The organism is Pseudomonas sp. CFBP 13719, from assembly GCF_014842095.1.
Lineage (GTDB): Bacteria > Pseudomonadota > Gammaproteobacteria > Pseudomonadales > Pseudomonadaceae > Aquipseudomonas.
On the sequence record NZ_JACYVB010000011.1, the window covers coordinates 150,224 to 161,515 of the forward strand.

12 protein-coding genes are annotated in these 11,292 nt (G+C 60.8%); 2 read left to right on the top strand and 10 right to left on the bottom strand.

Going from position 1 to position 11,292, the window contains the following annotated elements:
• Window positions 1–300: 300 nt before the first annotated feature.
• The 9 genes from IFT57_RS24750 to gcvA form a co-directional block, all read right to left on the bottom strand.
• The gene (locus IFT57_RS24750) at window positions 301–2,262 is read right to left on the bottom strand and encodes a DUF7844 domain-containing protein (RefSeq protein ID WP_192152999.1); all 1,962 of its coding nucleotides are present in this window, start codon (window positions 2,260–2,262) and stop codon (window positions 301–303) included.
• Window positions 2,259–2,579: a DUF2388 domain-containing protein gene (locus IFT57_RS24755; RefSeq protein ID WP_122714879.1), complete on the bottom strand. Its 321-nt coding sequence runs from the start codon at window positions 2,577–2,579 to the stop codon at window positions 2,259–2,261. The genes IFT57_RS24750 and IFT57_RS24755 overlap by 4 nt, the downstream gene beginning before the upstream one ends.
• A gap of 25 nt (window positions 2,580–2,604) precedes the next feature.
• Window positions 2,605–2,892: a DUF2388 domain-containing protein gene (locus IFT57_RS24760; protein ID WP_192153000.1), complete on the bottom strand. Its 288-nt coding sequence runs from the start codon at window positions 2,890–2,892 to the stop codon at window positions 2,605–2,607.
• Window positions 2,893–3,019: 127 nt separating this feature from the next.
• Complete coding sequence (locus IFT57_RS24765) at window positions 3,020–3,337, bottom strand: DUF2388 domain-containing protein (protein ID WP_122796611.1); 318 nt, start codon at window positions 3,335–3,337, stop codon at window positions 3,020–3,022.
• 253 nt (window positions 3,338–3,590) lie between these two features.
• Window positions 3,591–3,803, bottom strand: coding sequence for a DUF1127 domain-containing protein (locus tag IFT57_RS24770; protein ID WP_122714881.1), 213 nt, complete (start codon window positions 3,801–3,803; stop codon window positions 3,591–3,593).
• 497 nt (window positions 3,804–4,300) lie between these two features.
• Window positions 4,301–5,734 carry an NAD(P)(+) transhydrogenase (Re/Si-specific) subunit beta gene (locus IFT57_RS24775; protein WP_122714882.1) on the bottom strand — a complete coding sequence of 478 codons (1,434 nt, stop codon included), beginning with the start codon at window positions 5,732–5,734 and terminating at the stop codon, window positions 4,301–4,303.
• Complete coding sequence (locus IFT57_RS24780) at window positions 5,731–6,057, bottom strand: NAD(P) transhydrogenase subunit alpha (RefSeq protein WP_122714883.1); 327 nt, start codon at window positions 6,055–6,057, stop codon at window positions 5,731–5,733. The genes IFT57_RS24775 and IFT57_RS24780 overlap by 4 nt, the downstream gene beginning before the upstream one ends.
• An 11-nt stretch (window positions 6,058–6,068) precedes the next feature.
• On the bottom strand, window positions 6,069–7,190 hold the full coding sequence (locus IFT57_RS24785) for a Re/Si-specific NAD(P)(+) transhydrogenase subunit alpha (protein ID WP_192153001.1): 1,122 nt from the start codon (window positions 7,188–7,190) through the stop codon (window positions 6,069–6,071).
• Between the two features lie 407 nt (window positions 7,191–7,597).
• Entirely contained in the window at window positions 7,598–8,521 is a 924-nt protein-coding gene (gcvA, locus tag IFT57_RS24790) for a transcriptional regulator GcvA (protein ID WP_192153002.1), read from the bottom strand.
• Window positions 8,522–8,670: 149 nt separating this feature from the next.
• On the opposite strand from gcvA, the gene IFT57_RS24795 reads away from it, so the two are divergent.
• Window positions 8,671–9,843 (top strand): acyl-CoA dehydrogenase, encoded by a 1,173-nt coding sequence (locus tag IFT57_RS24795; protein WP_192153003.1) that lies wholly within the window; start codon window positions 8,671–8,673, stop codon window positions 9,841–9,843.
• Between the two features lie 12 nt (window positions 9,844–9,855).
• A complete protein-coding gene (locus tag IFT57_RS24800) occupies window positions 9,856–11,076 on the top strand; it encodes a CaiB/BaiF CoA transferase family protein (RefSeq protein WP_192153004.1) in 1,221 nt (406 codons plus the stop codon).
• Window positions 11,077–11,085: 9 nt separating this feature from the next.
• On the opposite strand, the gene IFT57_RS26880 is transcribed toward IFT57_RS24800, so the two are convergent.
• Window positions 11,086–11,292 (bottom strand): hypothetical protein (locus IFT57_RS26880; RefSeq protein ID WP_207106058.1); only part of this gene is annotated, 207 nt, incomplete at its 5' end.

Here is an 11,292-nt window from a genome sequence, read left to right on the forward strand (position 1 = left end):
GAGCCGGGAGTATGGGAAGGGAGGTACTGCGGGTAGGGATCATCAAGGACATCGGTTTCACCATTGTTGTTGTTCAAGAGGCCGAAAGCGCACCTGAGTGCTGCCATCTGGCCGGCCGGTCTTACGCCGGGGGTGAGTCGATCCTATGTCGGCAAGCTTTCAACAACCTTTCGCCATTCAAAACGATACAATTGTCCTTGTGGGAGCGGGCTCTGCCCGCGAATGCTCGTGCCCTGCTGCCCAAGACGACGCCGTCCCCTGTGGGAGCGGGCTCTGCCCGCGAATGGCGCCCCCTCAATCTCAAGGCAACACCAACCCACCCGCCGCCTTGTGCAGCTGGCGCAGGTGTTCCCCCACCTGTTTCAGATTCGCCTCACTGGCCGCAATCTCCGCAGCCCGCTCAGGGGTCAGCAGCGCCCTCACCTCCTTGTCCAGATCGGTACTCAGACGCTGCAACCGTTGCTGACGCTGACTGCTTTCCGATTCCAGCCGCTGCCACTCCGCCGTCTGCGGCAACCCGTAGCCACCGTTGTCGAGCAGCTCCGCCGGCCGGCTGAGAAAACCACTGTTGGCCAGGATTTCCTGCAGCATCTGGTTGGCATTGGCCACGCTGCCATCCCCCAACTCGCGGGCACCCAGATAGCGTTGCTTGACCTCATCCTGCGCCAACAGCAACTGGCGCCGGTAACTGGCCTGCTCCAGCAGCAACAGCGCAGCACTGGTGCGCAGGTCGGCCTGGGCAAACCACGGCCGTCGCTGCTGGGCGTCCTGCGCCAACCAATCCTCGACGGTTTGCTGGGGGATGGGCAGGTGCTTGCGCAGCACCTCGAACATGGCCTGGTAACGATCGCGATAAGAATCGAACCGATACCCCAGCCGCAACGCTTCACGCGGATCGTCGAGCACACTGCCATCGGCCAGCCCGCGCCCTTCCAGCACCTCGAGCAAGCCGTTGGGCAAGATACTGTCGATACCCTGAAGCCTTGGGTCATGGGTACCGCTGCGCAGCAGCTTGAGGTTTTCCACTGCACAATTGTTGGACAGGAAGTAATAGCTGCCGTCGTAGCTCCAATGCATTTCCGCGGCATGGCGCACCAGCGACTCGATCTCGCCGCGGTCCAGCTTGAGCGGCACCGAAGCCAGGCTGCGCAACTCGGTCTTGGTGTACTCGTCGATCACCTGGGACAGCGGCAACACGAACAGTCGCGACGGATATTGCCCCATCAGACCGCCCCAGGTGGACAGCTGCACGTCATTGACGAATGCCCGATACGACAGCACCAGGTGCTGCTCCAGATCCAGCCGGCAGTCCGGCCCCCGCGGACGTCCCGGCGCACAGATGACCAGGCGCAGCATGCTGTGCCCCCAGCGGCTGGCGAGGTTCTGATTGGCTTCGGCAAGCAGGTAGTCCACTGCGTAGACACGTTGCGGATCGATCTTGCCCAGGGGCGTCTTGGCGAAGTCACTGCCGGCATTCAGGTAAGGCAGGCCTTCGGCGCAGCGTTGCTGGCGCGCGGGCGCCCAGCCGAAACGCGCCTTGAAGTACTCGAACAACGCCGGCCGACGGCAGGCATAGGCCGGGTCGAGGAGAAAGTACTCCATGTTGACCGCGACGAATTCCTTCGGACTGCTGACTTCGTAAATGTCGGGACTGCGTACGATCTGACGGTTCTGCTCTTCGCGCTCACCTCGGCGTCCGACATATTGCTGCCAGCCGGCGAGGTCCAGCAGGCGTGGGTCGTCGCTCAGGGTAAAACGCCGCATACCCTGGCCACGGCACTCATTGGGCAAGCCAACCTTGCCCAGGCTGGCATTCTGACGGCTGCAGCGGTTGATCAGCGCCCGGTCCGCAGGCGTCCACAGGCGCGCCCGATCATAGATATGCGTGAGCTCGTGCAGCACGGTGGCCAGCAGCTCTTCGCGCACAGTGCCATGGGGGCGATTGGTCTGCCGCTGAGCGGAAGAGCCATCGGCCAACCCGTGCAATTGATTGAGGTTCAATTCCAGACTGGATACCAGAGATGCCTGGCCATAGGCATTGTCGGGCATGCGCGACGACCAGCTGACGTCGATACGCCGGTCCAACTGCTCGACGAACTGTGGTGGCAGGGCGGCCATTGCATCGTCGAGCAGTGTTTGGCTGGCATCGGCCTGCCGAGCATCCAGCCCGCTGCGGTCCAGCACCAGCTGCAAGCCGGCAGCAGCCTGCGCCGCCGTCAGCAGAAGACCTGCCGCCAGCAGCCAGCGGGCCAATCGCCTCACAGTGCGAGAATGGCTTCGGCGAGGTCCTGGTCACTGGCGGCCCGCGCCTGTGGAACACGCTCACGCAGCGCATTGAAGGCGGCTTCCAGTTGCGCGCCACGGATGTTGCCCTGGCTGGCCACATAGCTGGCCGCGTCGTCCCGCGCTTCCAGGACCACCTTGGCGTCGCGGATCGAGGTCGTGGTGTCGGAAGTGAAATCGATCGACCGGCCAAATGCACGGACGATGATATTACTGGTGGCCACGACAGTTTGGGCCTGTGCCACATCGGCCAGCAAGAACAGGCCGAGGGTAGCGGCAATCAGCGGGGTACGCATGGAGCTTCTCCGTAATACGAGGTGTTTATTGGACGAGTATTGCCTGCGCCAGTTCAAGGTCGTCGGCGGCAATCCGAGGGTGCGCCCGGCGAATGACGGCCATGGCCGCTTCGAGCCGTGCGCCACGGCTCTGCCCGCCGCTGGCGACGAAGCAGGCAGCATCGTCCCGGGCAGACAGAATCAACTTGCGATCGAACGGTGCCGTGGTGACCTGGCTGGTCACGTACAAGGTGATTACCGACGACTGCAGGCTCACATCGAAGGCCGCAGCCGACGACGTCCAGAGGGCGAGCAAGAATGGCAAATAACGCATCAGGTTTCAGGTGTCGAGCGGTCGGGTCGGCAAGGCTAGCCCAATGCCTGCGCGAGGACCACCTCCAATGTCCGGCGGCCAGTAGCCTGCCGGATGTTTCATCTCGGGCAGTGCTCGCTGCAGCGCATCAGATGGCAAGAATCGCCTGTGCCAGTTGGGCGTCGCTGGCTTGCATCTGAGGTGCAATCTTGCGGATGTGGGCAAAGGCACTTTCCAGTTTCACGCCACGAATGTCGCCTTGGCTGGCCACGAAGCTTGCAGCGTCATCCCGCGCTTCACGGACGATCTTGTCGTCACGCAGCGAGGAAGACAGATCGGAGGTGGCGTTGGTCGACGCGTTGACGCCACGCACCAGTGCATCGGTAGTGACGACGAAGCTTGAGGCCTGTGCGCCACTGGCCAGAGCCAACAGTACGGCGGCACTCAGCAAATGATTACGGGTCATGATGAATCTCCAGGTCTGAACGAGGTTTGAGCGCTATAAAGCTTATTAGAGCGCCTGGAAGCCTCGGGCGCCAGCACTCCGACCACGCCAACCGAGCAATGACTCAACTGTTATGGTTATAAATCAATAACCAAAAACTGTACTTGTCCTGTTTCACGCAGGCGAAAAAAAACCCGTCAGCGTAGACCGCGACGGGTTTCTTGAATTCGGTGCTGGTTCGGCCTTCAGGCTCTGTTACCAGCGGGGCGTTGCATCAACGCCAGAACGGCTTGCTCAACTCTTCGCAACGCTGGGCTTCGCTGATACCGGCATCGGCCAGCAGACGAGCATCCAGACGAGCCAGTTGATGACGGCTGGCGATACGGCGCTGCCAAAGCATCAGGTTGGCGAAGAAACGCAAAGGAGCCGAAGTTTGGGCAGTTTGGGTGTTGGCCTGGAACAGGTCGGAACTGAGGGTACGTTCCATGATGTACATCCTTCCGCTTGTGGCGGGGCTGAGTAGTGGTTTATCTGGTACCCATTTTCCACGCTCGCCGTCCATAACAGTAGGCACAGTTCACCTGTATTGTGTGCAGTCAGTTAGCTGTTAAACCCAACTGTCTTGCTCTCGAATGAGGCAACTGTATGGGTCTGCACCAATTTAATGCATTTTACGTGAATTTCGGGTGCCGAGTTGCCTTGATTCTCATTTCTTTACCAGTACAGTAGTACAGTTGAGTTTATTCGGTGCGATCTCTGCTCATGTTGCACAAAAACTCAGTTACTGCAGCCCGCAACTGTATGTGTGGGTAAGCAACCCGGTACTCATTTCACCCAGATCGGTGCGCCATTGCAGTGCTGAGCGCCTACGGGTCCGCAGCGCTCGTTTGGCTCTGCCAGCTGTTCTCCTTCTCCAATGAAAAACCCCGCCATGGGGCGGGGCTTTTCAGTACGGCAGCCCATCGGGTGCGTGGGCTTGGAATGCTATTCCACGGCCTTTACCATGTCTTCGATGACCTTCTTCGCGTCACCGAATACCATCATGGTCTTGTCCAGATAGAACAACTCATTGTCCAGGCCCGCGTAACCACTGGCCATCGAGCGCTTGTTGACGATGATGGTCTTGGCCTTGAACGCTTCCAGGATCGGCATACCGGCAATGGGCGACTTCGGATCGTTCTTGGCCGCAGGGTTGACCACGTCGTTGGCACCCAGCACCAGCACCACATCGGCCTGGCCGAATTCGGAGTTGATGTCGTCCATCTCGAAGACCTGGTCGTAAGGCACTTCGGCCTCCGCCAACAACACGTTCATGTGTCCCGGCATGCGCCCGGCCACCGGGTGGATCGCATACTTGACGGTCACCCCGGCATGGGTCAGTTTTTCCGTCAGTTCCTTCAACGCGTGTTGCGCGCGGGCCACTGCCAAACCATAGCCCGGCACGATGATCACGGTGTCGGCGTTGGTCAGCAGGAACGTGGCGTCATCTGCCGATCCCGATCTCACCGGCCGCGCCTCCTTGGCGCCCGCCGGGCCCGCGTCTGCAACGGCGCCGAAGCCACCGCCGATGACATTGAAGAACGAGCGGTTCATCGCCTTGCACATGATGTAGGAGAGAATCGCCCCGCTGGAGCCCACCAGCGATCCGGCGATGATCAGCATCGAGTTGTTGAGCGAGAAACCGATACCCGCCGCCGCCCAGCCCGAATAGCTGTTGAGCATCGACACCACCACCGGCATGTCCGCCCCGCCGATCGGGATGATCAACAGCACGCCCAGCACGAACGCCAATGCCAGCATCAGGCCGAAGGCGGCATAGCTGCCGGTGAACATGAAGATCAGGCCGCACAGCAAGGTGCCCAGACCCATCAGCAAGTTCAGCTTGTGCTGCCCGGAAAACTGCACGGGCGCACCCTGGAACAGGCGGAACTTGTATTTTCCGGACAGCTTACCGAAGGCGATCACCGAACCGGAAAAAGTGATGGCGCCGATTGCCGCGCCGAGGAACAGCTCCAGGCGATTGCCAGTCGGGATCGGGTCGCCGAGCTGCGCGACGATGCCCAGGGATTGCGGCTCGACCACGGCGGCGATGGCAATGAACACCGCTGCCAGTCCGATCATGCTGTGCATGAACGCCACCAGTTCCGGCATCTTGGTCATTTCCACGCGCTTGGCCATGATCGACCCGGCAGTACCGCCAACCAGCAGGCCGACCAGCACGTAGCCGATCCCGGCGGTGGCCAGTTCTGCGCCCAGCTTGTAGATCAGGCCGACCGTCGTAAGCACGGCGAGCGTCATGCCCAGCATGCCGAACAGATTGCCACGGCGGGACGTGGTCGGATGGGACAGGCCCTTCAATGCCTGGATGAAGCAAACCGATGCCACCAGATAAAGAAGCGTAACCAGGTTCATGCTCATTGTTTGGACGCCTCATCCTTCGCTTTCGGTGCTTTCTTCTTAAACATCTCCAGCATCCGTCGGGTCACCAAGAACCCACCGAATACGTTCACCGCTGCCAGCGCAACCGCAAGCGTGCCCATGGTCTTGCCCAGGGGCGTCACGGTGAGCGCTGCGGCGAGCATGGCGCCAACGATGACGATGGCCGAAATGGCGTTGGTCACGGCCATCAGGGGAGTATGCAGCGCCGGTGTCACGTTCCAGACCACGTGGTAGCCAACGTAGATGGCCAGCACGAAAATGATCAGGTTGTAGATACCGTGGGAGATCAGCATGTCTTCCATTGTCGTTGTCCTCAGCCGTTCTTGCGCACGATCTGCCCATCGCGGCACATCAGGCATGCCGCGACGATGTCGTCTTCCAGGTTGATGGTGAACTGCCCGTCCTTGTCGAACAGCAGCTTCATGAAGTCCAGCAGGTTGCGCGCATACAGGGCCGAAGCATCGGCGCCGACCTGCGCCGGAAGGTTGGTCGGGCCGACGATGGTCACGCCGTTGTGCACCACGACCTGATCGGCCACGGTCAGCGGGCAGTTGCCGCCTTGCAGCGCCGCCAGGTCGATGACCACCGAGCCCGGCTTCATCTGCGCCACTGTCTCGGCAGCAAGCAGAGTGGGTGCCTTGCGGCCGGGAATCAGCGCGGTAGTGATGACGATGTCAGCCTGTTTGGCGCGCTCGTGAACCGCTTGCGCCTGACGCTGCATCCAGCTGGCAGGCATGGGTCGGGCGTAGCCGCCGGTACCGACGGCGCATTCACGCTCCTCGTCGGTTTCATACGGCACATCGAGAAACTTCGCGCCCAGCGATTCGATCTGCTCCTTGACTGCCGGGCGCACGTCGGAGGCCTCGATCACCGCGCCCAGGCGCTTGGCGGTGGCGATGGCCTGCAACCCCGCCACGCCAGCGCCCAGAATCAGCACGCGAGCCGCTTTGACGGTACCGGCGGCAGTCATCAGCATCGGCATGAAGCGCGGATAGTGATGAGCGGCCAGCAATACCGACTTGTAGCCGGCAATGTTGGCTTGCGAAGACAGCACGTCCAGGCTCTGTGCACGTGAAGTGCGAGGGGCCGCTTCCAGGGCAAAGGCGCTGATGCCTCGCTCGGCCATCTTGGCGATCAACGCGTTGTTGAACGGGTTGAGCATGCCCAGCAGTACTGTACCGGTAGGCATGTGCAGCAACTCTGCGTCGTTGGGCGCATTGACCTTGAGCACCAGTTGCGTGGCAAATGCCTGGGCAGCACTGCCAATGGTCGCGCCAGCGGCCTGGTAGGCATCGTCGGTCACGCTGGCGAGAACCCCCGCACCATGTTCGACCGTCACCGCATGGCCTTGAGCGACCAGCTTCTTGATGGTCTCCGGGGTAGCGGCTACACGTGTTTCGCCCTGCTGCGTTTCGAGAGGAACACCAATGTGCACGTTATATCTCCTGCTGGATCTTTTTCCTGGTCGTACCCAAGCCCTGGCCATGGCCATCGTGCCAGAGCGCCATCAGCGCGATACCGCCTGAGAGCGGCGGGCCGCGGCATTTTGCAGGCCCCGACGAGCGGCTTCAACAGGTTATGGAGCGATACGCAAAAAGCACTACAAGTCACGCTGTGACCGAATGTCACGCCGACACCGCCTCAGGCCCTCTGGCCCGGGCATTACAGGCAGAACAGGATAGCTAGAAATATTTTGCGAAATATTTATTGGCTGCAGTCCGTGGCGCGTCAAAAACACGCCATATGCAGATCTAGCAAAGGCTCGAGAGGAAAAAAGACCGTTTTCATAAGGTTTCATCAACGCGCCAGAAACGTATATCTGTAGGTTCCTATGGATCACCACTACCGGCTTTCACGCACTGGATGTGGCGGGGGTTGGTGATAATCCTCTGCTTGCTGCATCAACCAGTCGCGAAAGATCCGCAGCGCCGCCAGCTCGCGATGCCTTTCCGGTATGGCCAGGTAGTAAGCCTTGGGGCTGCGCAACTCATGGGTATTGGCAATGACCAGGCTGCCCTCACGCAACTCACGCTGGATAAGGAACGGCGGAATGAGCGCAAGCCCCATCTCGTGGACCGCAGCCTGTGCCAGCATGGCGAATAGTTCATAGCGCGGCCCGCCGAGGTCACGGGACACGTTCAACTCAAGGCTCGCAAACCATTGCCGCCATGCATAGGGACGTGTGCTTTGTTGCAACAGTGCAAGCTCGGCAATGCGTGCCGGCGCCAGCGCCGGCTGCCCTTCCAGCAAGGCCGGGCTGCAGACCGGCACAGGGTGCTCCTCCATCAGCCTGCTCGTCTGTGTCCCCGGCCACTCACCATCGCCAAAGTAGATCGCCGCGTCGAAGTCGGTGTCGGCAAACAGGAAAGGTCGTGTTCGGTTGGTCAGGTTGACCGTGATCTGCGGGTGATGCCGCTGGAAGTCCTTCAGGCGCGGCAACAGCCACTGCGTACCGAAGGTCGGCACCACGGCCAACTCCAGGGTACTGGCACCTTGCTGCCCCATCACCGCCAGTGTCTCGCGCTCCACGGCATCGAGCTGCGCGGCCACCCGGCGGCTGTATGACAGCCCGGCCTCGGTGAGCTTCACGCCACGCTTCGAACGCCGGAACAGTCGCACGTCGAGAAATTGCTCGAGGTTGGCGATCTGCCGACACACTGCGCCTTGGGTCAGGAACAGCTCCGTGGCTGCTTTGGTAAAGCTCTCATGGCGTGCCGCCGCTTCGAAGCAGATCAGTGCCGCGGTACTGGGAATTCGTCTGCGCATGTAACTGTTCCTCACTCCATTATCGGCTGTCCTTGCCACAGCATGTTCACGGAGTGAGAAATTATCACAAGCTCATGCTTAATCCTCCTTTGCTCGCCACAGCGTGGACACCTACTCTCATCTCATACAGCTTTCCCGAGGACGCGCACATGGCAAGCTTCAACTGGATCGACCCACTGCTGCTGGACCAACAACTCACGCAGGAAGAGCGCATGGTGCGCGACTCTGCCGAGCAATACGCTCAAGGCAAGCTGATGCCGCGAGTACTGGAGGCCTTTCGCCACGAAACCACCGACCCTGCCATCTTTCGCGAGATGGGCGAGATGGGTCTGCTCGGCGCGACCATCCCCGAAGAGTTCGGCGGCAGTGGCCTCAACTACGTGTGCTACGGCCTTATCGCCCGTGAGGTCGAGCGGGTGGACTCTGGCTATCGTTCGATGATGAGCGTGCAGTCGTCGTTGGTCATGGTGCCGATCAATGAATTCGGAACTCAGGCGCAAAAGCAGAAATACCTTCCCAAATTGGCCAGCGGTGAGTGGATCGGCTGCTTCGGCTTGACCGAGCCCGACCATGGCTCAGACCCTGGCGCGATGGTTACGCGGGCGCGCAAGGTCGAAGGCGGCTACCGCATGAGCGGTAGCAAGATGTGGATCACCAACAGTCCGATTGCCGACGTATTCGTGGTGTGGGCCAAGGACGATGCGGGAGATATCCGCGGCTTCATTCTGGAAAAAGGCTGGGCCGGGCTCAGTGCACCTGCGATCCACGGCAAGGTCGGCCTGCGCGCGTCCATCACTGGCGAGATCGTCATGGACAACGTGTTCGTGCCTGAAGAAAACATGTTTCCCGATGTGCGTGGCCTCAAAGGTCCGTTCACGTGCCTCAATTCGGCGCGCTACGGCATCTCGTGGGGGGCGCTCGGCGCTGCCGAGTTCTGTTGGCACGCCGCCCGGCAGTACACTCTGGATCGCCAGCAATTCGGTCGGCCACTGGCGGCCAACCAGCTCATCCAGAAAAAGCTGGCTGACATGCAGACCGAGATCACCCTGGCCCTGCAAGGCTGCCTGCGTTTGGGCCGCATGAAGGATGAAGGCACGGCGGCGGTAGAGATCACCTCGATCATGAAGCGCAACTCCTGTGGCAAATCCCTGGATATCGCGCGCATGGCCAGGGACATGCTGGGCGGCAACGGTATTTCCGATGAATTCGGCGTGGCCCGTCATCTGGTCAATCTGGAGGTGGTCAATACCTATGAGGGTACTCACGACGTGCATGCCTTGATCCTGGGGCGGGCGCAAACCGGCCTCCAAGCCTTCTATTGATAGGAGGTCGTCATGGGCGCCCTTTCGCATCTGCGTGTTCTCGACCTGTCGCGGGTACTCGCCGGGCCATGGGCCGGGCAAATCCTGGCCGACCTCGGCGCCGAGGTCATCAAGGTCGGACGCCCGGGCCGCGGTGACGACACCCGGGCCTGGGGGCCACCGTTCCTCGCTGATCAAGCAGGTAACAGCACGGGTGAAGCGGCCTATTATCTCGCGGCCAACCGCAACAAGCGCTCGGTCACCATCGACTTCACTCGGCCCGAAGGGCAGCAGTTGGTGCGCGATCTCGCTGCCGGCTCCGACATTCTCATCGAGAACTTCAAAGTAGGCGGGCTCGCCGCCTACGGCCTGGACTACGCATCACTCAGCGCTGTGAACCCGCAACTGATCTACTGCTCCATCACTGGTTTCGGTCAGACCGGCCCCTATGCAGCGCGCCCCGGTTATGACTTCATGGTGCAAGGCATGGGTGGCCTGATGAGCCTCACCGGCAAGGCGGACGGCGAACCCGGAGCCGGGCCTGCCAAGGTGGGCGTGGCTCTGACCGATATCCTCACCGGCCTGTACTCAACCGTTGCCATGCTGGCCGCGCTGGCGCATCGCGACAAGGGCGGCGGCGGACAACAGATCGACATGGCCCTACTGGATGTGCAGGTAGCCTGCCTGGCCAACCAAGCCATGAACTACCTCACGACAGGGGTGGCGCCTGAGCGTCTGGGCAATGCCCATCCCAACATCGTGCCTTACCAGGATTTTCCCACGGCCGATGGCGACTTCATCCTGACCGTGGGCAACGATAGTCAATTCGCCAAGTTCGCGCGGGTAGCGGGTCACCCGGAATGGGCAAGCGACCCCCGATTCGCTTCCAATCAGCAGAGAGTCGCCAACCGCAAGCAACTGATTCCTCTCATCCGTCAAACGACCGTGTTCAGGACCACCGAGCAGTGGGTGGCCGAGCTGGAAGTTGCCGGTGTGCCCTGCGGGCCTATAAACGACCTGTCCCAGGTATTTGCCGACCCCCAGGTAGTGGCCAGGGAGCTTGCGATCCATATGCAGCATCCGCTGGCTGGCACCGTACCGACGGTTGCCAGTCCCCTGCGGCTCAGTGCCAGCCCTGTGGAGTATCGGCATGCGCCGCCTCTGCTGGGCGAACACACCAGGGAAGTACTGCAACAGCTGCTGAACATGGACGCCCTTACCTATGACCAGCTTCACGCCGCGGGTGTGGTGTAGTCGTTCTTCTTATAGAGAAGAACGCTTGTAAGTGGAGTTATGACGGTTTTTTGAATTGGGGGTTGACGGCAGATCTGTAGTGTCTATAATTCGCCCCACTTCCGGCGCAGCCGAAACGATAAACTCCTTGTTAATCAATAAGTTGAGCGTTTCAGATGAGTTGGAAGGGTTTCGATCTTCAAGGTCGGAAGCGGTGAAAAAGGCAGTTGACAGCGG